The sequence below is a fragment of the Ruegeria sp. P10 genome, assembly GCF_056534925.1.
This window is the reverse complement of the sequence record NZ_JBQERJ010000003.1, coordinates 244426-269943: the sequence shown is the minus strand read 5'-3', so window position 1 is coordinate 269943 and position 25518 is coordinate 244426. Positions and strand designations below refer to the sequence as shown.

Sequence of the window (25518 nt, the reverse complement as noted above, 5' to 3'; positions counted from 1 at the left end):
ACAACACGAACCGATAGGGTCAAACCATGTCCACCTGCGTTTTCATCCAGATCCGCTGCAAGCCCGGCACCACCTACAAGGTCGCCGAGGAAATCGCCCTGCGCGAAATCCACTCCGAACTGTATTCCACCAGCGGTGAATATGATCTGCTGCTCAAGCTCTATATCCCCGAAACCGAGGATGTGGGTCATTTTATCAATGAACACCTGCTGGTGATTCCCAATATCGAACGCTCGCTGACCACAATGACGTTCAAGGCGTTTTAACCCAGTTCGAATGAGGTGACGCCAAAGACACGGCTCAGATCGATATCCGGCGCGTGGCCGGAATACATCCGGGCCGTTTCAAAGACCTTTTCAAGACCCAGCGCATCCGCCAGCGCAAAGGCGGCGGCGTTGGGCCGCGGCATGTCGATGAACACGTCATGCGTGGCGTGATCGTCGGGGATGGCTTCCAATACCGAGGCCAACAGGGCTTGGGCAATCTCGGCGTCGTCCGCGAACAACGGCCCGATCTTGTATCCGCTTTGACAGGGCCGCAGGGTCGCATAGCCCCGGATCACCCCGTTCTCGGCAATCACGCGCGAGGCGTGGCTGGGCGCGCTCAGCCAATCGCGAAGGAAGATGTCGCGCGGGGCAGGGAACATCTGCCGGTCATAGGCGGCTAGATCGTCCGAGAGGCTGTTCAGCTCCTCAGCCCGCGCAGCTGGTTGCGCCCCGAGCGCGGCCAGAATCCCGCGTTTTGTCCCGCCAAAGCGGTAGTTGTTATAGGCAAAGGAAAAACCGGACTTGCGGTAGTTATCCTGCTGCTCGACGACCCCATCCAGGCCGATGTTGTCCGCATTGCAGTTTTCCAAGGCGTGCCGCCAGATTTTCAACCCGTGGCCCGATCCGCGAAACTCGGGCCGGACGATGTAGAACCCAAGGAACGCAAAGGCGTCATCATACTGAACGACCGAGATGGAAGCGATCATCTCGCCATCCAGGAACCCGCCGAGAAACCCGCGGGTATCCGTGCCGTGGAAGCAACGAGCATCGTGATACCCCGGGTTCCACCCTTCGCGCCCGGCCCAATCGACGGCCTTTTGCACCTCGTCAACGGTAAGAGGGCGAATGACGTAATCAGACATGGGTGAATCCTGCGTTGGGCAATGCAACCAGAATGACGCAATGTCATGTGAAGAACCAGCATGTCTGGAGAATTTCGTATCTGGAGCGGGCGAGGCGATTCGAACGCCCGACCCTAACCTTGGCAAGGTTATGCTCTACCCCTGAGCTACGCCCGCATCAGATACATATGTGGTCCGAAGACCTCTCAATGGAGCGGGCGAGGCGATTCGAACGCCCGACCCTAACCTTGGCAAGGTTATGCTCTACCCCTGAGCTACGCCCGCGCCGTTGAGTGAGGAGGGATTTATAAATTCCCACGCGGGGCTGCAAGCGGAAAAACACAAAAAAGAGGAAAAATATTTCGACGGAACCTGGCATCCGGCCCGTTCAATCTCGAACACGGATCAAAAAAGGACACAGGCAGAGGGGCTTTCATGATTTCTGTTGCAGACATGAAGATAATGGCGCTGGCCGCAATGATCTTGCTGGTCACCGCGATGCCGAAATCGGACGATCACGAACACAACCGGATCACGCCCGTTTTGTTGAAAGCGCCCCTTGTGATGACGACGGATCTGACCGGATAACACCCGCCAGCCGACCTACAGCGCCAGAATCAGGTTGGCGATGGCCGCAACCAGAATGGCCAGGAACGTCAGGCTCATGCCAGCCTGCCGCAGGATGACGATCTGGGGCGTGCGCCCGAATCCGTACGCGTGCAGCAGACGCCCGGCCAGCAACATCAAGCCCAGTATATGCAAAAGCAATCCGCCCGCTCCCTGCAATTCCACCATGGCGATCAGCAAAAGGGCGATAGGGGCGTATTCGGCGCAATTGGAATGTGTCCGTATCGCCTTGATCATCAATTTGCTGCCCCCATCCCCGACTGAGATTTTGTCGCTGCGGCGCTGAAGGATCACTTTGACGCTGAGTGCCACGTAAAGAATAGCGATCAGGGCCGCATAGATCGGGGTGATGGCAAGCATGGTGGGTCTCCGTTCCAGCATAGAAAAAGGGCCGCGCGGTTTCCCGAGCGGCCCTTTGAACTGTAACCGGTTCGGCAGGTTATTCCAGCTCGACCAGAAGGTCCTTTGCGTCAATCTGGCCACCGGGCTGCACATGAACGGCCTTGACGGTCGCATCGCGCTCGGCGTGGATGCCGGTTTCCATCTTCATCGCCTCGATGGTCAGCAACATGTCGCCTTCCTTGACCTGCTGGCCCGCTGTTACGGCGACGGTGGCAACAACACCGGGCATCGGCGCACCGACATGATCCGGGTTGCCGACCTCGGCCTTGGGCCGCGCCTGCGTGGTCGAGGTGACCAACCGGTTCGGAACCCGGATCACGCGCGGTTGGCCGTTGAGTTCAAAAAACACTTTGACCTCTCCGTTTTCATCCGTTTCGCCAATGGCCTGACACCGGATTTCCAGCGTCTTACCGGGGTCGATTTCCGCGGTGATCTCCTCGCCCGGCTCCATGCCGTAGAAGAAGGTGCGCGTTGGCAGGGTACGAACCGGGCCGTAGATCCGGTGGCGACCCATGTAGTCCAGGAACACCTTGGGATACATCAGGTATCCGTTCAGATCCTCGTCATCGACCTCTTTGCCTTCCAGCTGCTTGGACAGCTCGGCGCGGGTGGCTTCAAGATCGACCGGGGGCACGTCCTTGCCGGGTCGCTGCGTGTTGGGAACCTCGTCTTTCAGCACCTTCTTGATGATGGTCTCGGGGAACCCGCCCGGAGGCTGACCCAGATTGCCGCGCATCATGTCCACGACCGAGTCGGGGAAGGCCACGTCGGTATTCGGGTCCTCGACCTGTTCACGTGTCATGTTCTGGCTGACCATCATCAGCGCCATGTCACCAACGACCTTGGAAGACGGCGTGACCTTCACGATGTCACCGAACATCTGGTTCACGTCAGCATACATCTGCGCCACTTCGTGCCAGCGTTCTTCCAGACCCAGGCTGCGTGCCTGCGCCTTGAGGTTGGTGAACTGACCGCCCGGCATTTCGTGCAGATAGACCTCGGACGCGGGGGCCTGAAGACTGGATTCGAAGGCCGCATACTGGCCACGCACAGCCTCGAAGTAATCGCTGATTTCACGGATGGCCTTGATGTCCAGCCCGGTGTCGCGGTCGGTATGGCGCAGCGCTTCGACCACGGTGCCCAGCGTCGCTTGGCTGGTGTTGCCCGAGAAGCTGTCCATCGCGCAGTCAACTGCATCGACGCCCGCCTCGGACGCGGCCAGAATGGTCGCGCTGGCAATACCGGCGGTGTCATGTGTGTGGAAATGGATCGGCAGCCCGACCTCTTCCTTCAGCGCCCGGATCAGGATTTTGGCCGAGGCCGGTTTCAGCAGGCCCGCCATGTCCTTGAGGCCCAGAATATGCGCGCCGGCGTCGCGCAGTTCTTTCGCCATGCCGACATAATATTTCAGGTCATACTTGGCGCGATCCGGGTCAAGAATATCGCCAGTGTAACAGACGGTACCTTCGCAAATCTTGCCGCTATCGACGACCGCATCCATCGCCACGCGCATGTTTTCGACCCAGTTCAGCGAGTCGAAGACACGGAACACGTCAATTCCTGTCGCCGCCTGACGCACGAACTCCTGCACTACGTTGTCAGGATAGTTCGTATAGCCCACGCCGTTTGCGCCGCGCAGCAGCATCTGGGTCATCAGGTTCGGCATCGCCTCACGCAGGTCCCGCAGGCGCTGCCACGGGCATTCCTGCAAGAACCGATACGCCACATCGAAAGTCGCGCCGCCCCAGCATTCGACCGAGAACAGCTGCGGCAGGTTCGCCGCATAGGAGGGAGCCACCTTGATCATGTCGATCGAGCGCATCCGGGTCGCCAGCAGAGACTGGTGCCCGTCGCGCATGGTGGTGTCGGTGATCAGCAGTTGGCGCTGCGCCTTCATCCAGTCGGCCACCGCCTGCGGGCCCTTCTGCTCCAGCAGGTTGCGCGTACCCATCTGCGGTTCGGCCTTCAGCGCCGGAGGCCTGGCCTCCTTCAGGTCGGCGCGCGGGCGCGGGCGGTCCTTGGTTTCGGGATGCCCGTTCACGGTGATGTCCGCGATATAGGTCAGAACCTTGGTGCCGCGGTCGCGCCGCTTCTTGAAGGTGAACAGTTCGGGCGTCGTGTCGATGAACTTGGTGGTGTATTCGTTCGACAAGAAGGTCGGATGCTTGAGCAGGTTGATGACGAAGTCGATATTCGTCGAAACCCCGCGGATGCGGAACTCGCGCAGGGCGCGGTCCATCCGAGAGATCGCCTTTTCGGGCGTGGGGGCCCAGGCCGTAACCTTGGTCAGCAGCGAGTCGTAATAGCGCGTAATCACCCCGCCCGCATAGGCCGTGCCGCCATCCAGACGGATGCCCATACCGGTGGCCGAGCGATAGGCGGTGATCCGGCCATAGTCGGGGATGAAGTTGTTCTGTGGGTCCTCGGTGGTGATCCGTGTCTGCAACGCGTGCCCGTTGAGCTGGATATCCTTTTGGCTGGCCATGCCGGTCGCCTCGGCCAGCGTCTTGCCCTCGGCGATCAGGATCTGCGCCTGCACGATGTCGATACCGGTGACTTCTTCGGTCACGGTGTGTTCGACCTGAACGCGCGGATTGACTTCGATGAAATAGAACTTGCCGGTGTCCATATCCATCAGGAACTCGACCGTGCCGGCACATTCGTAATTCACATGCGCACAGATCCTGCGGCCAAGCTCGCAGATCTCGGCGCGCTGTTCGTCGCTCAGATACGGGGCAGGGGCGCGTTCCACGACCTTCTGGTTCCGGCGCTGGACCGAGCAGTCGCGTTCATACAGGTGATAGATTTCACCGTGCTTGTCGCCCAGGATCTGCACCTCGACGTGGCGGGCACGAATGATCATCTTTTCCAGATAACCCTCGCCATTGCCAAATGCGGCTTCGGCCTCGCGACGGCCTTCCAGCACTTTCTCTTCCAACTCTTCTTCCGACTGGATCGGGCGCATGCCGCGCCCGCCGCCGCCCCAGGACGCCTTGAGCATCAGCGGATAGCCGATTTCGGCGGCCTCCTTGCGGATCGCGTCCATGTCATCGCCCAGAACTTCGGTGGCAGGAATGACCGGAACGCCTGCTTCGATTGCTACGCGTCGCGCGCTTGCCTTGTCGCCAAGCGCGCGCATGGTTTCCGCCTTGGGGCCGATGAAGGTGATGCCGTTCTTGACGCAGGCATCGACGAAATCCGGGTTCTCGGACAGCAGACCATAGCCCGGATGAATCGCGTCGGCGCCACATTGCTTGGCAACACGGATGATCTCGTCGATCGAAAGATAGGCGGCAACCGGCCCCATGCCTTCACCGATCTGATACGCCTCGTCAGCCTTGAACCGGTGCAGGCCCAGTTTGTCTTCTTCGGCGTAGACGGCGACGGTTCGTTTTCCCATCTCGTTTGCTGCGCGCATGACGCGGATGGCAATCTCGCCGCGGTTGGCGATCAGGATCTTGTTGAAGTCTGTCATGATAGGTCCCGGTCTTTTGTGTATGGGCGTCTTATTGGGCGGAGAATACGCGCAGGTATATCCGTTCTTCTGGGTAGAACCGGCATGTTATCGCTCGCAAACGCCCTATGATCGCAGCGCCCTTATACTTTTGCTGCGCCGCAGCATCAAATGTTTAACGTTAACTCTCAATCTGACACAGGCTTGCCAGGCCCATCTGGCCCATATTTGCATGCAGGTCCTGCCTGAGAATCTCGATGACATGTGCAGGCCCTCGCGCGCCAAGTGCCGCAAGACCATATAAAAAAGCCCGCCCGAGCATCACGAAGTCTGCGCCCAGCGACATGGCACGCAATATATCCAGACCGCCTTCGACACCACTGTCGAAGATCAGGGGCAGGCGGGTTGCATCCCGGACAGAGGGGAGAACCTCGATGCTGGCCGGGGCCGCGTCAAATTGCCGACCGCCATGATTCGACACCCACAAAGCATCGACACCGACCTGTTCCAGCCTGCTCGTATCCTCTGGTCGCAGGACACCCTTCAGGACAAGCGGACCGTCCCAATGGTCGCGCAGCCATTTGACATAGTCCAGATCCGGCGAGGTTCGAAGCAGGTAACCGATATGAGCCGTGGGCGGCAGATTCCCGGGGTTTTCGATATATTTGTCCAGCGTTCGCATATGCGGCACACCGTTGCGCAGCATGCCCATCGCCCAGGCGGGTCTTTGGGCGATCTGCGCCAGAATGCGCGGGGTCAGCTTTGGCGGTTGCCGCAGGCCCGATCGTGTCTGCCTTTCCCTGCGCGATGCGACGGGAACATCCGCGGTGAGGACCAGGGTTTTGAACCCGGCCTTGAGGACCCGGTTCAGCAGGTCTTTTCGAATATCCGGATCCCGGGGCGGGTAAAGCTGGAACCAGGCATTGTCCCCAAGATGCGGTGCCATGTCTTCAGGGCTTTGGCTGGCTACGGTCGACAGGGTATAAGGAATACCCGCCTCTGCGGCCGCGCTGGCAAGCAGTTGCTCGGCGCGGGGCCAGACCAGCCCGGACATTCCGATCGGCGCGATTCCGAACGGCAGCGGATATGAAGCGTCGAGAAACGACTTTGACGTATCAAAGTCCAGCTCGCCATGCAGGATCGAGGGGTAGAGGCGCACGTCATCCAGCGCCTTGCGGTTCCGGTGCAGCGTCGTTTCAATCCCGGTTCCACTGTCGATATACTCCCACACGAAATGCGGCAGACGACGGCGCGCACGGTGTTTCAGATCCGGTATGCCGGGATAGGTGCTGTGCAAGTCCATGCAGATTGATCCGACCTGCCATGCGATTCGGCAAGTTTTTTAAGCTGCATCCTTGGGTGGTTGCCGGTTTTCAGGCGACGCATTTTCGGTCTTGTTCCTGGTGCCGCTTGCAACATGCACCTGGTTGCGCCCCTTGTCCTTGGCGACATAAAGCGCATCGTCTGCCGCGCGCATCAGGTCCTGCGGCATGGTGCCGTGGGCCGGGTAATGTGCAACCCCGACCGATATCGTAATGCGCGGCAATACCTTCTCGCCATATCGGACGGTTACGGCTTCAACCGCCTGGCGCAGTTGTTCGGCGCGGGTCATGGCATCTTCGGGGCTGTTGTCAGGCAGGATCAGCATGAACTCTTCCCCCCCGATGCGGCAGGCGACTTCGTCCCGGTCGCACCCTTGTTCCAGGGCGGCGCCGACGGCGCGCAATACCATGTCGCCCGCATCATGCCCATGAGTATCGTTGAACTTCTTGAAGTGATCCACGTCCACGGCGATCAGGCTTAGCGCGGCGCCCGTCTGCTGGCTGCGGCTGATGGACTTGCGCAGCGTCTCGGTCATATGGCGGCGATTGAACAACCCGGTCAGGGGGTCTCGTACCGATTGGTCGTGAAGCTGATCCCGCATGCGGACGTTGGCGATCGCCATACTGATCTGTTCGGCGCATAATTGGGCCAGCTTGCGGCTCTTGTTGAAGCAGTCTTCGCGCCCCTCAAGTGCCCGCAAATGCAAAAGACCAACGGTTTCGCCATGGGCCAGAATGGGAAAGCAGAAATAGGGCCGCCCGTCATGCGGTTCGGCGTGCTCGCAGACAAAGTCAATCTCGGATGCGCCGAACTCGTAAGTCCGGCCGCGCCGCAAACCCCAGCAACCTTCGGGGTGAATGTGGGATTTATGAGTTCCACCGTTCCAACTGGCGCAGCCATCCAGCACATCGCGTGAGTTTGAGTAGACATACACGCTGCCTTCGGCCTCTGGCAGGATGTGGGTCATGAAGCGAGACACCATGTCGAACAGTTCATCCAGCGACCGGCTTGATTGCAGCCATTCGTTCAACTCACCCAATAGACGGACCTCTCGGGCCAGGCGCAGCTGCTCGTCCATCAGCTCCCTCTCTTTCTGGGCTCGTTTGCGCAGGTCGCGAACCTGACGACGGTTGGTGCGATGGACAATCAGGATGACAGTCGTCAGCGCCAGCAGGGCGACGCCGCTCAGCAGCGCCAGAGACAGGCGAACGCGCGTGATGAACAGGTTCCGCAGGTCGGTTATGTCGGAATAGAACTCGATCGCGCCCATGAACGTCGCATCCTTGATGATCGGCGTATAGACCTCGGCCACATGGCGGCTGCTCAGTTCCGTATCCCGGGAATTGTCGAAAACAAAGGAATCAACTTCGGTAACCGGCTTCTCTTCGTGTTTGTAAAAAAGGCCCCCAGCGGCGACGATCGACTGGAAATAGGGTTTCGTATTCACGAACCCGACGTCGCTGGCTCGGGTCGACCAGAACACCTGCCCCGAAGCATCAAACAGCTTGAAGCGGTAAATGTCCGTGGTTTCGGGCAGTAGCTCCAGAAACTCCTGGTCATGATCGGTCAATGCGTGAAAACGGAATGTCTGCTCAAGATCGTTTAGATGGCTTTCGACCTGGCGGCTCATCCGCATCGCGTTCTTTCGCAGGTCTGCTTCCAGCATGCGATCAACCACTGGCGCAGGGGCGGCATAGATCCCCCAGCCCGCCGCTGCCGTCAGCGCGAGCAGCATCAGGGCCACGCCTATCATTTTAAGCCTCGAGGACTGACCCGTCAGTTCCGCCTGTTTCATATGTCCGCTCCCACTACACTCTGCCAAACATCCCAGTCAGGATTTGACAGAGAGTTAACGGGGTGCAGGACGGTGGTGTGTTTGTTTAGAATTGAATGTAAAAAGAAGTGCGAAAAGTCTGTGAACAAGCCGTGAACAAACCCTTTCCCTTCGCGCTTATCCGGCGTAGTTTGGGGCCATGAGCAGTTTTGACGAAATGGACGCCTTCGAGGGCGCATCGCTGTCGGCGCGGGCCATGGCCGTGCGCCCTTCGCCCTATCTGGATGAGCTTAACCCGGCACAACGGGACGCGGTCGAGCGTCTGGATGGCCCGGTTCTGATGCTGGCAGGTGCCGGAACGGGCAAGACCAAGGCTCTGACCGCCCGGATCGCACATCTTCTCAACACCGCGCGCGCACGTCCGAATGAGATTCTGTCGGTAACCTTCACCAACAAGGCCGCGCGCGAGATGAAGGAACGGGTGGGCCGCCTGCTGGGGCTGCCTGCTGAAGGGATGCCATGGCTGGGCACCTTTCATTCGATCTGCGTCAAACTGCTGCGCCGCCATGCGGAACTGGTCGATTTGAAATCGAACTTCACCATTCTGGATACCGACGACCAGTTGCGCCTGCTCAAGCAGTTGGTGCAGGCCGCAAATATCGACGACAAACGCTGGCCTGCGCGGATGTTGCTGGGAATCATCGACGATTGGAAGAACCGAGCGCTGACACCCGACAAGGTGCCAGCCGCCGATGCCGGGGCTTATGACAACAAGGGCATTGAGCTATATGCCCAATATCAGACCCGCCTGCGCGAATTGAATGCGGTGGATTTCGGCGATCTGCTTCTGCACATGGTTACGATCTTCCAGACCCATCAGGATGTTCTGGAGCAATACCAGCGCTGGTTCCGCTATATCCTGGTGGACGAGTATCAGGATACCAACATCGCCCAATATCTGTGGCTGCGGCTGCTTGCGGGCGGGCACAAGAACATCTGCTGCGTCGGCGATGACGATCAGTCGATCTATGGCTGGCGCGGGGCCGAGGTGGGCAACATCCTACGGTTCGAAAAGGATTTTCCCGGCGCGTATGTGGTGCGGCTGGAACAGAACTACCGCTCGACCCCGCATATTCTGGCGGCTGCGTCGAACGTCATTCGCGGCAATGAAAACCGTCTGGGCAAAGAGCTGTGGACCGAAGCCGAGGAAGGCCACAAGGTCAATCTGATCGGCCATTGGGACGGCGAGGAAGAGGCCCGCAGGATAGGTGAAGAAATCGAAGCACTAGTTGATGGAACCTCTCCTTTTGCAAAGCGAAGAGAAAATCCAAGATCGCAGGACATCCTCCAAGAGTTTGAAAGACTGTCGAAGCGAGGTGCATTAAGTGGTGTAACAAATCTCAAGCAGTTAGAAAGCCAACTGGTTGCGCAGAACTTCCCATTTCAAGACTTTAAGACACTAAACCTAGTTTGGAGATTGAAAGGTTTTTCTGATGAGGAAAAGGACTTAGAACCAGCATTCTTTCGCTATAGTTACAGTGAAATCGCCATCCTCGTCCGCGCCAGCCACCAGATGCGCGCCTTCGAAGACAGGTTTCTGACCATCGGTTTGCCCTACAAAGTGATCGGCGGCCCGCGATTCTATGAACGGATGGAGATTCGCGATGCCATGGCCTATTTCCGGCTGGTGGTCAGCCCAGAGGATGATCTTGCTTTCGAGAGAATCGTAAACACGCCGAAACGCGGCTTGGGTGACAGGGCGCAGCAAACCATCCAGATGACTGCGCGCGAAAATGGGGTGTCATTGGTCGAGGGGGCTCGGATTGCGGTCGATAACGGGTTGATCAAGGGCAAGGGAGGCAAGGCGCTGCGCGAACTGATCGACGGTCTGGCGCGTTGGAATGCGATGACACGTGGGCCGCGGATCGAGGTGGACGACGATTCGGTGATCGATGACGGTTCGCCCATGCGGTTCGGCGCACCCGAGCATACGCATATCGAACTTGCGCAGATCATTCTCGACGAATCCGGCTATACCGCCCACTGGCAGAACGACAAGACGCCCGAAGCGCCGGGGCGCCTTGAAAACCTCAAGGAACTGGTGAACCAGCTGGACAATTTCGAGAACCTGCAAGGGTTTCTGGAACATGTCAGTCTGGTCATGGACAACGAACAGGACAGCGACGGGGCCAAGGTTTCGATCATGACCCTTCACGCGGCCAAGGGGCTGGAGTTTCCCGCCGTCTTCCTGCCGGGCTGGGAAGACGGGCTGTTCCCCTCGCAGCGGTCAATGGACGAATCCGGGCTCAAGGGGCTCGAAGAGGAACGGCGGCTGGCCTATGTCGGCATCACCCGCGCCGAAGAAGTGTGCACCATTTCTTTTGCCGCAAACCGGCGGGTGTTCGGGCAGTGGCAGAACTCCATGCCATCCCGCTTCATCGACGAATTGCCGGACGATCACGTTGAGGTTTTGCCAGGGGCCGGGTTGCACGGCAACAGTCAGATGTCGGCCGGTATCGAGACCCGCGCGGCCGAAGCGAATGTCTACAACTCGCCGGGCTGGAGACGGATGCAGGCGCGGCAGGGGCAATACGGCATGTCGCAGCCGCGCGAATCCCGCAACACGGTGATCGACGCGACCGCCGTGGCCAGTTTCACGCTGGGGGAACGGGTGTTCCACCAGAAATTCGGCTATGGCGCGGTTGTCGGGATCGAGGGCGACAAGGTCGAAGTCGAATTCGACAAGGCAGGCACAAAGAAAGTGGTCTCGCGTTTTCTGACCAACAAGGATGACGTCTCGTTCTGAGGCGTCATATCCCTTCGACCAGAACCAGATTGGTTGAGGCGGTGGCTTGCCGGACCTTCGCCAGCTCGATGTAATCAGGGTCGTCTTTCCAGGCTTTCGCCGCGGCAAGGTCCGGAAACTCCATCAGCACAATGCCACCTTTGGGCCAATCGCCTTCGACCCGTTCGACCGGTTTCGATGAAACCGTGAGCAGGCGTCCTTTGTGGCGGTCGAAGATCGGCATGAAACCCGCCAGATAATCCTGATACCCATCCGGGTGGTGGATGTCGATCTGCGCGATGAAATAGGCGGCCATTGTTTCCTGCGGATCAGAAATCAGAGGGCCATCTTACACCTATGTCAGAAAAACAAAAAAACGGCGGTTCCCAGGGAGGAGGAAGGGGAACCGCCGTCTTGTCAACATCAGAGCAGGGAGGAGGAGAGCCCCGATGTATTCGAACCCGGGTTTGAGCCCGGTATGGAGAAGACGCGGCGACGTCAGGGAGGAGGAAGGCGTCGCCGCGCGCTTTCAACATCAAGGCAGGGAGGAGGAGAGCCTCGATGTATCAGGATCCGGCGAGTTGAGGCCGGTATATGGTGCGGCAACGTCAGGGAGGAGGAGAGACGTTGCCGCTGATAACAGACCCTAAGGGAGGAGGAAGGGCCTGATCTCGATATTCGTGGCGCGCTTATTGCGCGATGTGATCGTTGGCGGCCTGCATGGCCACCCGACGGATCATGGAACGATGCAGGCCCAGATCGGCCAGTTCACGGTCCGACAGTCCTGCCAGCTCATTGACGGTCTGGCGATACATACGATAGCGGGCAAAACGCGCCTTTGCGTTTTCGATCAAAGTTGCGATTCCGAACGCCGGTGTGCTCTTCGATGCTGTATGTGTGCTTGCGACTGCCATGCTCATCATCCGTATTTATTTGCTTTGCCGATTACGCTCGGCCCTTGCTTGAGGTTGAAAATAGGCAAATGCTGCGATTGCACAATAGGTCGCGTCGTCAATGCTGCTATGCAGCAAGCGCATAGATTGGTTCAGTTTTTTCCTTCAACTCGAAATGCACCTTGAAACATTGGGCCTTCCCTTGGGTCACGGGTGACAGCGGAAACATGGCCTTCTTATGGCTTGCCTTTTAATTGAGCGGTGTTGGCTGGAATATGTGCGCAATAAAACCATTCAAGACGTGCGTGTGACCGAAGCGCCAGGCAAGGCGTGGCGGTTCAGCTATTCCCTGATGCACGATTTGCCAGTTTCGCACGTCGCAGAGCAAACTGCCCGAACGCCACGGGATTTCATGGGCCAATGTGGTTGTCGAGGGGAAGTCCCGCCGAAATTGCGCTCAAAGTGCAAATGATTCTGCGAGATCGCTGCCCAAAGATGCCGGGTTTTTCCACCCTGAATGGCAATTCTTTAGATATTCCGGGAAATCGTGGGAAAAAAATTCCAACTTCGAATTGTCTATATCTGGGGTGTTGCGCGGAAAGACCTCCTACAATTGGTGTCATTGTGATCAAATTTTATGGTGGTATTGTTGTTGGAGCGTGATTCATGGAACACGGTTCGCAAAATTCCTGTTGATTTCCATGAATTCCCATGGCATCCCTAATACATCCGATGAGGACGAGGCAGCAGGGGCACAAAACGACCCCGACCAAAAATAATCAGGTTTCATACAGGCATCTCGCTTTCATCAATCAAGAGATCCGGCGCGCGGGCGAGCAGACATCCCCCCAGGTGGCGCGTGCAGCTGGACATCCCGCACAGCGGGTCAATGCGGCGGGTTGATCAGTGGCAGCAGATCAACCCGCCGTTTTTCATCCGGGGGGAACGCGAATTTCAAGTGGGGCGCAAGCGAAAGGGACAGTCGTCTTGGCGCGCAGGTTCAGAGGTGAAAGCCACCATAAGGTGGATGCGAAAGGCAGGGTGTCGATCCCGGCCTCGTTTCGCCGCGTGCTTGAAGCCTCCGATCCCAACTGGCAGCCCGGCGACAATCCAGAGCTTGTGATTGTCTACGGGGATCATCGCCGCAAATACCTGGAATGCTACACGATGGAGGCGATCGACGAGGTCGATGCCAAGATCGATGCGCTGCCACGTGGCGCGATGAAGCGCAAGATGTTGCAGCGCCTGTTCCATGGGCAGTCCTTCCCGACCAATGTCGATGAAACCGGGCGGCTGGTTCTGCCGGCAAAGCTGCGCAAGAAGATCGGTCTTGAGGGCGAGGCGTTTTTTATCGCCGCCGGGGATACTTTTCAGATCTGGAAGCCCGAGACCTACGAATCCGAGGAACTGGCGGCGACCGAGGAATGGCTGGACGGCCTTGGCGACGATGTTGATCCGCTGGAATTCCTCGATGAAGTCGAGGGCGGGTGACGGCATGGCGGCCGCGGATCATCCACAACCGGACGCGCCTCACATCCCTGTCTTGCTGCGCCCGCTCTTGGCGGCGGTGGCGCCGGTCACGGGCGTCTGGCTGGACGGAACCTTCGGCGCAGGCGGGTACACCCGCGGATTGCTGGAGGCCGGGGCCGACAAGGTGATCGGCGTGGATCGCGATCCCTTGGCTTTTGAGATGGCGTCAGACTGGGCGGGCGCCTATGGTGATCGGCTGGTGATGCAGCCCGGCGTGTTCTCTCGTATGGATGAATATGCACAGAACCTGGACGGCGTTGTTCTGGACCTTGGCGTTTCCTCGATGCAACTGGACCAGGCCGACCGCGGGTTTTCCTTCATGAAGGATGGTCCTTTGGACATGCGCATGAGCCAGGATGGCGAAAGCGCCGCCGATCTGGTCAATACCGCGACCGAGGCGCAACTGGCCGACATCCTGTTCCACTATGGTGAAGAACGCGCCAGCCGCCGGATTGCCAAGGCGATCGTCAAAGCGCGCACGGAAGAGCCGATCACCACAACCCTGCGTCTGGCCGCGATCATCGAATCCTGCCTGCCACGTCCGAAACCGGGGCAATCCCACCCGGCCACGCGCAGCTTTCAAGGGCTGCGGATCGCCGTGAATGCAGAATATGAAGAGTTGTTTCAAGGGTTGATGGCCGCTGAACGTGCTTTGAAGCCCGGCGGGCAACTGGCCGTTGTCACTTTCCATTCCATTGAAGACCGAATGGTGAAACGGTTTTTCCAGTCCCGCGCGGGCAAGACGGGGCGCGCGAACCGCTATGCGCCCGAGATTGAACAGGAACAGCCGCAATTCACACTGAAGACCCGCAAGGCGGTGGGGCCTGACGAACAGGAATTGCAGGAAAACCCGCGCGCGCGCTCGGCCAAACTGCGTGTGGCGATCCGAACCGAAGCTCCGGCGGGGGAAATTGAAGCGCGGGCCATCGGAATGCCGCAACTGGGGGGAAGGGCAAGATGAAGAGTGTTTTGTATGTGTTGACTGCTCTGTCCGTGTTCGGGTTGGCGTTGTGGGCCTATCAGGAAAACTACCGAACCCAGCAAGTGGTAAAGGAAACCCAGTCTTTGCAGCGCGAGATCGGAATGGCACAGGTGCGACTGGCTGTTCTGAACGCGGAATGGGCCTATCTGAACCGCCCGGACAGGCTGCGCGAACTGGCCGACCTGAACTTTGAACGCCTTGGTCTGCTGCCGTTGCGGGCCGAGCAGTTCGGGCGCGCGGATCAGATCGCCTATGCCGAAGACCCGGACCTGCCCGTCGTTGATCCGATTGAATTGCAGGCCATCACTGACATTCAGGCTTTGGGCGAGGTGCAGATTCCATGACACGCACCCCTCTGCGCCCCCTGGCCCGAATCCTGGATGCCCGCGCGCGGGGCGAAAACCCCAAGGCAATCGAGCGTGAGAACATCCGCAAGCGCCACGAAGAGATGAAGGATCGCGCCCGCGCCCGTGCCGAAGGGCGTCTGCTGGTGCTGGGCCTGTTCTTCTTCTGCGCTTTTTCCGTTGTCGGCTTCCGCATGGGCATGCTGGCGACATCGGAAGCACAAGAGCCTCTGGCCAGCGCACCAGGCGCGGCGATTGCCATGCAGCGCGCCAACATCGTCGATCGCGAAGGGCGCATACTGGCCACCAATCTGGACACCTATTCCGTTTACGCGCAGCCCCCGTTGATGATCGATCCCGTCGCCGCTGCAGAGCAGTTGGTTGCGATCTTTCCTGATCTGGACAAAGAGCGGCTGATCAAGGACTTCACCGGCAACCGCAAATTCCTGTGGATCAAGAAACGCATTTCGCCCGAGCAGAAGCAGGCCGTGCACGACATCGGTGATCCCGGCATCCTGTTCGGTCCGCGTGAAATGCGGCTTTACCCCAACGGGCGGCTGGCCGCTCATATCCTGGGCGGGTCCGGTTTTGGTCGTGAAGGCGTCAGCGCCGCCGAAGTGATCGGCGTGGCCGGTGTGGAAAAGCAGTTCGACGATTATCTGCGCGATCCGGCCAACGGCAACAAGCCACTGCAACTGTCGCTGGACCTGACGATTCAAGCCGCAGTAGAACAGGTTCTTTACGGCGGTATGAAGATCATGAATGCCAAGGGGGCCTCGGCCGTTCTGATGAACGCGCATACGGGCGAGGTTATTTCCGCTGCTTCGCTGCCTTCTTTTGATCCGAATGACCGCCCGCGCCCACCGACCTCGGGCTTTGACCCCTCGGACAGCCCGCTTTTCAACCGTTATGTACAAGGCGTGTATGAACTGGGATCTGTTTTCAAGATTTTCACCGCGGCCCAGGCCGTTGAACTTGGATTGGTGAATTCGAACACCATCATCGATACGTCCGGGCCGATGAAGATCGGCCGCTTTCCCATCGGCGAATTCAACGGCAAAAATTACGGCAAGATCAGCGTGGCGGATGTGATCGTCCACAGCTCGAACCGAGGCACGGGGCGTCTAGCCTTGCAAATCGGTGCCAAACGGCAGCAGGAGTTTCTGGACGCGCTTGGCATGTTCGATCCGACCCCATTCGAGATTGTCGAGGCCAAGGGCGGTGTGCCGCTGAAGCCGAAGAAATGGGGCGAGCTCAGTACCGTGACAATTTCTTATGGCCACGGCCTGTCGACCAGCCCGATGCATCTGGCCGCGGGATACGCGGCGATTGCCAATGGCGGGCATTACGTCAGCCCGACCATTCTGCGCCGGAACGGCCCGCAATACGGGCCTCGTGTCATGTCGCAGAACACTGCACGGCAGGCGCAAAAGATGCTGCGCAAAGTGGTAACGGACGGCACCGCCAGTTTCGCCGAGGTCAAGGGCTATGACGTGGCCGGCAAGACCGGTACGGCCGACAAGCCCAAACCGCGCGGCGGGTACTATGATGACAAGGTCATTGCCACCTTCGCGACGATCTTCCCGGCCTACGATCCGCAATACGTTTTGATCGTGACGTTGGACGAACCTTCGATCGTGGCCTACGGTGAAAAACGCCGCACGGCCGGGTGGACCGCCGTGCCAGTTGCCGCCGAACTGATCGGACGCGTCGCACCTTTGTTGGGGTTGCGTCCCCGGCTTGAGCCTGAGGCGGGCGCTGCTATAACGCTGACCTCAAACTAGGCTGTCCGGCAAGAGGTGGGTCATGGGCATAAGGACGAAGAAACTCAGCCAGCTGGCCCTGACCGCAAGAGAGGGCGCAAACCCGGATATCACCGGTCTGGCCGTTGACAGCCGCGAGGTGAAAGAGGGCTTCCTGTTTGCCGCGCTGCCCGGGTCCCGCGTTCATGGCGCAGAGTTCATCCAGTTTGCCCTGCGCATGGGGGCCGCTGCAATCCTGACCGATGCCGAAGGGGCAGAGATCGCCGAGGCCGAACTGGCAGCCTCGGACGCAGCGCTGGCCGTGGTTGAAGACCCGCGACAGGCGCTGGCCGGTGCCGCGGCGTTGTGGTTCGGCGCGCAGCCGCAAACCATCGTGGCCGTCACGGGAACGAATGGCAAAACATCTGTTTCCACCTTCGTTCGGCAGATCTGGTCCGCGCTTGGCCACGCCGCCGTCAACCTCGGCACCACCGGGGTTGAAGGTGCGTGGACAGCGCCGCTGGCCCACACCACGCCCGAGCCGATCACCTTGCACCGCTGTCTGGCCGAGGCGGCCGAGAACGGCGTGACCCATGCCGCAATGGAGGCTTCGTCCCACGGCCTTGAACAGCGCCGCCTTGACGGCGTTCACCTGACCGCCGCCGGTTTCTCGAACTTCACGCAGGACCACCTGGATTACCACGAAACCTTCGAGGCCTATTTCAACGCAAAGGCCGGTCTGTTCGACCGGGTTTTGCCGCAGGATGGAACGGCCGTTGTCAACCTGAGCGACCCGAAAGGGGCCCAGGTCCGGCGGATCGCCGAGATGCGCGGCCAGTCGGTGCTGACGGTGGGGCTGGGCGATGCCGACCTGTGTCTGATCAACCAGCGGTTCGACGCCACGGGGCAGGACCTGCGCTTTGCGTGGCAGGGCCGAACGTTCCAGACCCGCCTGAACCTGATCGGCGGGTTTCAGGCCGAAAATATCCTGCTGGCCTGTGGCCTGGTGATCGCTGCCGGGGACAGCCCCGAACGGGTGTTCGAAACTCTGCCCCATCTGACGACGGTTCGCGGGCGGATGCAACTGGCCGCCACGCGTGACAATGGCGCGGCGGTGTTTGTGGATTATGCCCACACGCCTGATGCTGTTGCCACAGCACTCAGGGCGCTGCGCCCGCATGTGATGGGCCGTCTGATTGCCGTTATCGGTGCGGGCGGGGATCGCGACGCCAGCAAACGACCCTTGATGGGCAGGGCGGCAGCCAACCATGCAGACGTGGTCTTTGTCACCGATGACAACCCGCGCAGCGAAGATCCGGCAGTCATCCGCGCGGCCGTGATGGCAGGCGCGTCAGAGGCAGCAGGCGACGCCAGCGTGACCGAAGTCGGCGACCGCGCCGAGGCCATCCTGCGCGGCATCGATGCGCTGCAACCCGGTGATGCGCTGCTGATCGCCGGAAAGGGGCATGAAACCGGTCAGATCGTGGGAGATCAGGTTCTGCCCTTCGACGATGTCGAACAGGCCAGCATTTCCGTTGCAGCGCTGGACGGGAGGGTCGCATGACGCTCTGGACTGCATCCGAGGCTGCTCAGGCAACGGGTGGACGGGTCACGACCGACTGGGCCGCTGATGGTGTCTCCATCGACACCCGCACCCTTCAACCCGGTGATCTGTTCGTGGCGCTGAAAGCGGCACGGGACGGGCATGAGTTCGTAGCCCAAGCGCTTGAGAAAGGCGCGGGCGCGGCTTTGGTCTCGCATATTCCCGACAACGTATCGCCAGACGCACCACTGCTGATCGTCGAAGATGTGCAGGCGGCGCTCGAGGCTTTGGGGCAGGCGGCTCGCGCCAGAACGGATGCGCGTGTGGTGGGGGTGACCGGCAGTGTCGGCAAGACGTCGACCAAGGAAATGCTGGCCGTGATCCTCGAAACACAGGGCAGAACCCATGCCAGCGTGGCCAGCTACAACAACCACTGGGGCGTTCCGCTGACCCTTGCCCGGATGCCGCGCGACACTGATTTCGCAGTGATCGAGATTGGCATGAACCATCCGGGCGAGATTGCCCCGCTGGCCCGGCAAGCCCGCCCGCATGTGGCGCTGGTCACGACCGTGGCGGCGGTGCATCTGGAAGCCTTCGAGAATGTGGCTGGCATCGCCCATGAAAAAGCTGCGATCTTTGAAGGGCTCGAATCCGGTGGCGCGGCAATCGTCAATGCGGATATCGAGCACGCGGACATCCTGCGCCAAACGGCACTTGGGCAGGGGGCCGGGATCGTGGATTTCGGCCAAGGCGCAACGGATTACCGGCTGACCGACGTTCAGCAGGGGACGAGCGCCGTGAATGCCGAAGCTGCCGTTGGTGATCAGGTATTCCGCTTTGCGGTGAACTCTGCCGGTACGCATTTCGCCATGAACGCACTGGGGGCTTTGGCAGCCTGCGTTGAACTGGGTGTCGATCTGGATGACGCTATCGCGGGTCTGCGCGCATGGTCTCCGGTCAAGGGGCGCGGCGTACGGGAAAGCCTGCCTTTGCCCGGCGGCGGGCAGATCGAACTGCTGGATGACAGCTATAACGCCAACCCGACCTCGATGGAGGCCGCGCTGGATGTCTTGGCCGCCTCCAAAGGCACCCGCCGCGTTGCGTTTCTGGGTGACATGAAGGAACTGGGCGCCCAGGAAGAGGCCATGCATGCCGCCATGGCGGATATCGAGGCGATGGCGCGCGTGGATCAGGTTCATTGCATCGGGCCATTGATGCAGGCAATGCACCGCGCGCTGCCCGAGAAGAAACGTGGGCTCTGGTTCGCAACCAGTGCGGAAATGGCGGAACATCTGCCTGCTTTGATCCGGGATGGAGACACGGTGCTCGCCAAGGGTTCACTCAGCATGGCGTTGGCCGCGATTGTTGACGGTCTGCGCAAAATGGGGCAAGGGGGCGCGCTTGATGGGTGAACTTGCCCGCGCGCCTCGTGTGAGAAAGGTATTGTCATGCTGTACTGGTTGACCGCTCTGTCGGACGGAGGGGATTTCTGGAACCTCTTCCGGTATATCACCTTCCGCGCAGGCGGTGCCTTCATGACCGCGCTGATCTTTGGGTTCATCTTCGGAAAACCCCTGATCAACGTGCTGCGCAAGAAACAGGGCAAAGGCCAGCCGATCCGTGACGACGGCCCCGAAGGGCATTTTTCCAAGGCAGGCACGCCGACGATGGGTGGATTGCTGATTGTCGGAGCTCTGGTCACGTCAACCCTTGTCTGGGCGCGGTTGGACAACCCTTATGTCTGGATGGTTCTTTTTGTGACCTTGTCTTATGCGGCCATCGGATTCGCGGATGACTACGCGAAGGTCTCAAAACAGAATACGCAGGGGGTTTCAGGCAGGATGCGCCTGGCTTTGGGCGTGATTATCGCCGTGCTGGCTTCGCTTTGGGCGACATTGCACCATCCCGAAGCGTTGCAGAACCAGCTGGCTGTACCCGTCTTCAAGGACACGCTGGTCAATCTGGGCATCTTCTATATTCCGTTCTCGATTGTCGTGATCGTCGGGGCCGCCAATGCGGTGAACCTGACCGACGGTCTGGACGGGCTGGCCATCATGCCGGCGATGATCGCAGCCTCGACCCTGGGCGTGATCGCCTATGCGGTGGGTCGGGTCGACTTTACCGAATATCTCGATGTGCATTACGTCCCGGGCACCGGTGAGATCTTCATCTTCACCTCCGCGTTGTTCGGGGCCGGCCTCGGGTTTCTCTGGTACAATGCCCCCCCGGCGGCGGTGTTCATGGGCGATACCGGATCGCTGGCCCTGGGCGGGGCGCTGGGCGCAATCGCCGTGGCCACCAAGCACGAGCTGGTTCTGGCCGTGGTCGGCGGCCTGTTCGTGGTCGAAGCGCTGAGCGTGATCATTCAGGTCCTCTATTTCAAGCGCACCGGCAAACGGGTCTTCCTGATGGCCCCGATCCATCATCATTATGAGAAAAAAGGCTGGGCCGAGCCGACCATCGTGATCCGCTTCTGGATCATCTCGCTGATCCTGGCGATGATCGGTCTGGCGACGTTGAAGGTCAGATAGCCGTTATTGAAGTAAATATGCACTCCAAGAATGAAAAACTGTCCTCGAGAGACAGAATCTACGCGATCACCTCAGGTTTGCAGTCCGCCGGGTTGGCGTTTGCCTTTGTTAAGTTCGGCGTTGACCCTCTAACCGGCGGTCAACCGATCTGGTTTTTGGACCAAATTCTTGCGCTCCAGAAGCCGAATTTATCCTACTGGACGGTAGTAATCGTGGCGGCACTCTTTAGTATCATTAGCATTTTGTTGTCGGTTGGTTTGGTGCGTATCGCGGGAAGTATGCAATCCAATTCTAAAAAGAGTTGGAGGATGTTTCGCAGGTGCAGGGTATGTAGAAAGGTCTTTTCTCGGGACATGCAGCCGCTGCTTTGGACTGCCATGCTGAGTTTTTTGGGCCTGATTGTTTTGGGGCTGTTTGAATATCAAGTCCGGATTCTCATTATTGCAGTGGCAGTTGTTTTGCTCGCTGCGCTGCATGTTGCGCAAAGTTCGATGCAAATCTTGGGTTACAAATTAAAAGATTTGGACGGGAGAATTGATCCCATGGCAGTAAAAAGCCAGATTCTTGGTTTGTTTTTTGCGACACTCCTGTTTCTTGGCGGATTAGTAACTGTAGACTTTCAAAAACCTGATCCTGTGATCAAGGTGCTTGTGGAAATTGAAGCGGTAGTGAACAAATGATCCCGGTCAAAGGCTTTGTAGGACAGAAAGTCGCCGTTCTGGGGCTGGGCCGATCGGGTCTGGCTACTGCACGCGCGCTGCGTGCGGGCGGGGCGGAACCGGTGTGCTGGGATGACAACCCGGCAGCCCGCGAAACCGCCGAAGGCGAGGGTTTCTCCTGCGCCGACCTGCGCAAGCATGGGGCGTTTGACGACATCGCCTCGCTGATCGTTTCGCCGGGCATTCCGCATCTCTATCCTGAACCGAACCCCGTGGTGGTGGCAGCCCTGGATGCAGGCGTGCCGGTGGACAACGACATCGGCCTGTTCTTCCGCTCCTTTGCCGGACCGGAATGGAACAACTACGACACCCCGCCGCGCGTGATCGCGGTGACGGGATCGAACGGGAAATCCACCACGGCGGCGCTGATCCACCACATTTTGACCGAGGCCGGTCGCGAGGCGCAGTTGGCGGGCAATATAGGGCGCGGTGTTCTGGATATCGATCCGGGCGGAGATGGCTCGGTCGTGGTGCTGGAGCTTTCCAGTTATCAGACCGAGCTGGCCCGCGCTCTGACCCCCGATGTGGCGGTGTTCACCAATCTGTCGCCCGATCATCTGGACCGCCACGGCGGCATGGGGGGATATTTCGCGGCCAAGCGGCGCCTCTTTTCCGAAGGCGGCCCGGATCGCGCGATCATTGGCGTCGACGAAACCGAAGGTGCGTTTTTGGCAGGGCAACTGGCTGAAGGACCATCGGATGACCGGGTGATCCGTATCTCGGTGGCGCGGAAGCTGACTGGGCCGGGCTGGCAGGTCTTTGCGCGCAAAGGGTTCCTGTCGGAATACCGCAAGGGGCGGCAGACGGGGTCTATCGACCTGCGCGCCATCAAGGGCCTGCCCGGTGCACATAACCACCAGAATGCCTGCGCGGCCTACGCGGCCTGCCGGTCGCTGGGCCTTGCCCCGCGCGTGATCGAGGATGCGCTGCATTCCTATCCGGGTCTGCCGCATCGCAGCCAGATCATCGCCGAGGCCGATGGGGTTACCTACGTCAACGACTCCAAGGCGACCAATGTCGACAGCGCCCTGAAAGCGCTTATGGCATTCAAAAAGATCCGATGGATTTGCGGCGGTCTTGAGAAAGAGGGTGGCATATCAGCCCTGAACATGGCGGCGGGTGAAGTCATCAAGGCCTATGTGATCGGTCGCGAAGCGGCCGGTTTTGCGATGCAGCTCGAGGCTGATGCGCAGGTCTGTACGACGATGTCAGAGGCCGTGGCGCAGGCCATGGCGGATGCCCGACCCGGCGAGACGGTCCTACTGGCGCCCGCGGCGGCAAGTTTCGACCAATATGACAACTTTGAACAGCGCGGCGAGGATTTTGCAACGCAGGTCAAGCGCCGGCTGACAGAATAGCCATTTGCAATAGACCGCCGGCTGGGCCAAACTTGGATGCTATCAGCTTGACGCGGCACCATTATTGGTTTTGCCTGCCAGCAGATTCAACACGAGGTTATGACTATGCCATTTCGTAGACTTTCTCTGATCCTACCTGCCATTCTTGTTGCGGGGGCCTGTACGAACACGGGTGCCAACTATCAGCCCATCGTCGACGGTCCGGTCGGCCCGAATTACAACGTGGACCTGCAGCAATGCCAACAACTGGCGGCATCGCAGAGCAGCGTTGATGGCTCTACCGCGGGGAATGCAGCAATTGGCGCAGCGGGTGCTGCGGCCGTTACCGGGATCGTTCAGGACAGCAGCGACAATCTTGGTCGCGCGGCTGTGGCAGGTGCCCTGGTAGGCGCTGGCGCAGACGTCATCAATAAAAACCAGAACAAGGAAGTGATCGTGCGCAACTGCATGCGCGGGCGTGGCTACAACGTCGTAGGCTAGCGTCCGGCGGCAATTGCAACACCTGCAGCATGGCCTGACGACCATGCCCACTGGAAGTTGTAGCCGCCCAACCAACCGGTGACATCAACTGCTTCGCCAATTGCATAGAGGCCGGGGACATCCCTGGCCTCCATCGTTTTCGAAGACAAGTCATCCGTGTTGATCCCGCCCAAGGTGACTTCGGCGGTGCGATACCCCTCGGTCCCCGACGGCACCAGTTGCCACGCAGACAAGGCCGAGGTCAGTTCGGCCAGTTTCGCGTCCGACTGATCCGCCAGCTTCCCGGACATCGGAATGATCCGACACAGGTAATCGACCAGCCGGGCCGGCAGATGCCGCGCCAGTTCAGTGGTCAGCGCCTTGCGGCCAGCGCTTTGCCGCTGTGCGCGCAACAGATCCAACAGGGGCAGGTCGGGGATCAGGTTCACCTGGATTGCCTCACCTTCGCGCCAGTATGACGACAGTTGCAACACCGACGGCCCGCTGAGACCGCGATGGGTGAACAGCAGCGCCTCGTCGAAGCTGGCGCGATCATTCGACAGTCGCACGGGAAGTGAAACGCCGGACAGGTCCTTGAACCGCCCGTCCGAGAAGGTGAAAGGCACCAGCGCCGCCCGAGTCTCGGTCATCCGCAACCCGAACTGGCGCGCGATGTCATAGGCCAGCCCGGTAGCGCCCATCTTGGGAATCGATTTCCCGCCCGTCGCCAGCACCAGATTGGCGCAGGTCAGGTGCTGCCGTTGCCCGTCACGCTCCACCTCCAGTGCAAAGCCGCCTTCGGTCTTGCGCAGATCGCGCAGCAAGGTTTGAACCCACAGCTCTGCTCCTGCACCGCTCATTTCATCCAGCAACATCCGGATGATCTGTTTCGAAGAGCCATCGCAGAACAACTGGCCCAAGGTTTTCTCATGCCAGGCGATGTTGTGACGCTCGACCAGATCGATGAAATCCCATTGCGTGTACCGTGAAAGGGCGGATTTGCAGAAATGCGGGTTTCGCGACAGGAAGTTGCCCGGCCCGGCATACATGTTGGTGAAATTGCAGCGCCCCCCGCCCGAGATGCGGATTTTCTCGCCGGGTGCCTTGGCATGGTCAATCACCAGCACGCGCCCACCGCAATGGGCCGCACACATCATGCCGGCAGCCCCGGCCCCAAGGATGATCGTGTCGTAGGTCATGCGCGGGGGATGGCGTGGATTAAACAAGATGGCAAGAGCCCATGCCGAAGTCGCGCGGCGCGCGCTCGCCGCGTTCTCTCAAATTCGAAGTCGGCTGACAGGGCGATTGCCAGAGTTCCAGCGCACTGACATGCTGCGGCCATACCGCAAAGAGGTTTTGACAAGACAAACTGGCAAAAGGAACTCTGAATGCAATTCCCCGAATTTATTTCGTCATTTCCAAAACTGGATGTGCCTTTTCCTGAAGACGTGGTGCAGACGGCCGTCATTCGATCAGATGCAGGGCTGGTCGCTTTCTTCACTTTTCTTAAGGACATGGAGCTTCCCCTGCATTCGCATGGTGCCCAATGGGGGACGGTGGTTGAGGGTGAAATTGAACTCACGATCGGTGGCCAGACCCGCATCTACGGCCCCGGCGACAGCTACTCGATCCCAAGCGGAGTCGCGCACGGAGGGACCATCAAGGCGGGGTCTCGCGTCATTGACGTGTTTGAGGAACCCGACCGATATCCGATCAAGGAATAATGCATAGCAACCCGCCTTGTGGATCAACGCGCGCCGCTCCGCCAAGCGGCGTGTCCAAAGCTGCAATAACCACGGGCCGCCACGTGCAGCCGGGGGTGCTTTGGGCCTGGAAGGTCGATTTATGCCTTGTGGCTTCATCCTACTAGCCCAAACACAAAAATCCCTGTAGAGTCTCAATCAGACCCCGAAAACGGGGCGTTGATGAGGCAGAGAGTGGCGG

At 59.5% G+C, this 25518-nt stretch carries 22 protein-coding genes and 2 tRNA genes; 14 read left to right on the top strand and 10 right to left on the bottom strand.

Annotation, left to right across the window (positions count from 1 at the left end):
• The first annotated feature begins 26 nt into the window (after positions 1-26).
• Positions 27-266, top strand: a complete 240-nt coding sequence (locus ACR0FB_RS07180) for an Lrp/AsnC family transcriptional regulator (protein ID WP_050602861.1) — start codon at positions 27-29, stop codon at positions 264-266.
• Here ACR0FB_RS07180 and ACR0FB_RS07175 read toward each other — a convergent pair.
• From ACR0FB_RS07175 to ACR0FB_RS07165, 3 genes are all read right to left on the bottom strand, one after another.
• Complete coding sequence (locus tag ACR0FB_RS07175) at positions 263-1129, bottom strand: GNAT family N-acetyltransferase (protein WP_480490652.1); 867 nt, start codon at positions 1127-1129, stop codon at positions 263-265. The genes ACR0FB_RS07180 and ACR0FB_RS07175 overlap by 4 nt on opposite strands.
• 81 nt (positions 1130-1210) lie before the next feature.
• Positions 1211-1285, bottom strand: a tRNA-Gly gene (locus ACR0FB_RS07170).
• Between the two features lie 33 nt (positions 1286-1318).
• A tRNA-Gly gene (locus ACR0FB_RS07165) sits at positions 1319-1393 on the bottom strand.
• A 150-nt stretch (positions 1394-1543) separates the two neighbouring features.
• On the opposite strand from ACR0FB_RS07165, the gene ACR0FB_RS07160 reads away from it, so the two are divergent.
• Positions 1544-1696 (top strand): hypothetical protein, encoded by a 153-nt coding sequence (locus ACR0FB_RS07160; protein WP_171167198.1) that lies wholly within the window; start codon positions 1544-1546, stop codon positions 1694-1696.
• A 15-nt stretch (positions 1697-1711) separates the two neighbouring features.
• Here the strand turns inward: ACR0FB_RS07160 and ACR0FB_RS07155 are convergent, their stop codons facing one another.
• From ACR0FB_RS07155 to ACR0FB_RS07140, 4 genes are all read right to left on the bottom strand, one after another.
• A complete protein-coding gene (locus ACR0FB_RS07155; protein WP_171630974.1) occupies positions 1712-2095 on the bottom strand; it encodes an MAPEG family protein in 384 nt (127 codons plus the stop codon).
• Between the two features lie 79 nt (positions 2096-2174).
• On the bottom strand, positions 2175-5612 hold the full coding sequence (locus tag ACR0FB_RS07150) for a pyruvate carboxylase (protein ID WP_171630977.1): 3438 nt from the start codon (positions 5610-5612) through the stop codon (positions 2175-2177).
• 160 nt (positions 5613-5772) lie between these two features.
• A complete protein-coding gene (locus ACR0FB_RS07145) occupies positions 5773-6894 on the bottom strand; it encodes an alpha-hydroxy acid oxidase (protein WP_480619888.1) in 1122 nt (373 codons plus the stop codon).
• A 39-nt stretch (positions 6895-6933) separates the two neighbouring features.
• Positions 6934-8709, bottom strand: a complete 1776-nt coding sequence (locus tag ACR0FB_RS07140) for a sensor domain-containing diguanylate cyclase (RefSeq protein WP_171722910.1) — start codon at positions 8707-8709, stop codon at positions 6934-6936.
• 178 nt (positions 8710-8887) lie between these two features.
• On the opposite strand from ACR0FB_RS07140, the gene ACR0FB_RS07135 reads away from it, so the two are divergent.
• Positions 8888-11494: an ATP-dependent helicase gene (locus ACR0FB_RS07135; RefSeq protein WP_480619886.1), complete on the top strand. Its 2607-nt coding sequence runs from the start codon at positions 8888-8890 to the stop codon at positions 11492-11494.
• 4 nt (positions 11495-11498) lie between these two features.
• Here ACR0FB_RS07135 and ACR0FB_RS07130 read toward each other — a convergent pair whose 3' ends face one another.
• Complete coding sequence (locus ACR0FB_RS07130; protein ID WP_480619884.1) at positions 11499-11789, bottom strand: DUF1330 domain-containing protein; 291 nt, start codon at positions 11787-11789, stop codon at positions 11499-11501.
• A 373-nt stretch (positions 11790-12162) separates the two neighbouring features.
• Positions 12163-12387 (bottom strand): DUF1127 domain-containing protein, encoded by a 225-nt coding sequence (locus ACR0FB_RS07125; protein ID WP_171630987.1) that lies wholly within the window; start codon positions 12385-12387, stop codon positions 12163-12165.
• A 966-nt stretch (positions 12388-13353) separates the two neighbouring features.
• Between ACR0FB_RS07125 and mraZ the strand changes: the two genes are divergently transcribed.
• The 10 genes from mraZ (at position 13354) to ACR0FB_RS07075 (ending at position 23595) form a co-directional block, all read left to right on the top strand.
• Positions 13354-13857, top strand: a complete 504-nt coding sequence (mraZ, locus tag ACR0FB_RS07120; RefSeq protein WP_171630988.1) for a division/cell wall cluster transcriptional repressor MraZ — start codon at positions 13354-13356, stop codon at positions 13855-13857.
• Between the two features lie 4 nt (positions 13858-13861).
• Positions 13862-14857 (top strand): 16S rRNA (cytosine(1402)-N(4))-methyltransferase RsmH, encoded by a 996-nt coding sequence (gene rsmH / locus ACR0FB_RS07115; protein WP_171633764.1) that lies wholly within the window; start codon positions 13862-13864, stop codon positions 14855-14857.
• Complete coding sequence (gene ftsL / locus ACR0FB_RS07110) at positions 14854-15222, top strand: cell division protein FtsL (protein WP_152458671.1); 369 nt, start codon at positions 14854-14856, stop codon at positions 15220-15222. Before rsmH ends, ftsL begins: the two co-directional genes overlap by 4 nt.
• Positions 15219-17006 (top strand): peptidoglycan D,D-transpeptidase FtsI family protein, encoded by a 1788-nt coding sequence (locus tag ACR0FB_RS07105; RefSeq protein WP_171630989.1) that lies wholly within the window; start codon positions 15219-15221, stop codon positions 17004-17006. Before ftsL ends, ACR0FB_RS07105 begins: the two co-directional genes overlap by 4 nt.
• Before the next feature lie 22 nt (positions 17007-17028).
• Positions 17029-18528, top strand: coding sequence for a UDP-N-acetylmuramoyl-L-alanyl-D-glutamate--2,6-diaminopimelate ligase (locus ACR0FB_RS07100; protein WP_480619882.1), 1500 nt, complete (start codon positions 17029-17031; stop codon positions 18526-18528).
• Positions 18525-19919 carry a UDP-N-acetylmuramoyl-tripeptide--D-alanyl-D-alanine ligase gene (locus ACR0FB_RS07095; RefSeq protein ID WP_480619880.1) on the top strand — a complete coding sequence of 465 codons (1395 nt, stop codon included), beginning with the start codon at positions 18525-18527 and terminating at the stop codon, positions 19917-19919. Before ACR0FB_RS07100 ends, ACR0FB_RS07095 begins: the two co-directional genes overlap by 4 nt.
• Positions 19920-19955: 36 nt before the next feature.
• Positions 19956-21038, top strand: a complete 1083-nt coding sequence (gene mraY / locus ACR0FB_RS07090; RefSeq protein WP_171630992.1) for a phospho-N-acetylmuramoyl-pentapeptide-transferase — start codon at positions 19956-19958, stop codon at positions 21036-21038.
• Positions 21039-21055: 17 nt separating this feature from the next.
• Positions 21056-21718, top strand: a complete 663-nt coding sequence (locus tag ACR0FB_RS07085) for a hypothetical protein (protein ID WP_209832516.1) — start codon at positions 21056-21058, stop codon at positions 21716-21718.
• Complete coding sequence (gene murD / locus ACR0FB_RS07080) at positions 21715-23115, top strand: UDP-N-acetylmuramoyl-L-alanine--D-glutamate ligase (protein WP_480619878.1); 1401 nt, start codon at positions 21715-21717, stop codon at positions 23113-23115. The genes ACR0FB_RS07085 and murD overlap by 4 nt, the downstream gene beginning before the upstream one ends.
• A gap of 105 nt (positions 23116-23220) precedes the next feature.
• Positions 23221-23595, top strand: a complete 375-nt coding sequence (locus ACR0FB_RS07075) for a glycine zipper family protein (RefSeq protein ID WP_245217959.1) — start codon at positions 23221-23223, stop codon at positions 23593-23595.
• On the opposite strand, the gene ACR0FB_RS07070 is transcribed toward ACR0FB_RS07075, so the two are convergent.
• Positions 23592-24773: a BaiN/RdsA family NAD(P)/FAD-dependent oxidoreductase gene (locus ACR0FB_RS07070; RefSeq protein WP_171630994.1), complete on the bottom strand. Its 1182-nt coding sequence runs from the start codon at positions 24771-24773 to the stop codon at positions 23592-23594. The genes ACR0FB_RS07075 and ACR0FB_RS07070 overlap by 4 nt on opposite strands.
• Before the next feature lie 189 nt (positions 24774-24962).
• Between ACR0FB_RS07070 and ACR0FB_RS07065 the strand changes: the two genes are divergently transcribed.
• Entirely contained in the window at positions 24963-25298 is a 336-nt protein-coding gene (locus ACR0FB_RS07065) for a cupin domain-containing protein (RefSeq protein ID WP_209832518.1), read from the top strand.
• The last annotated feature ends 220 nt before the right edge of the window (positions 25299-25518 follow it).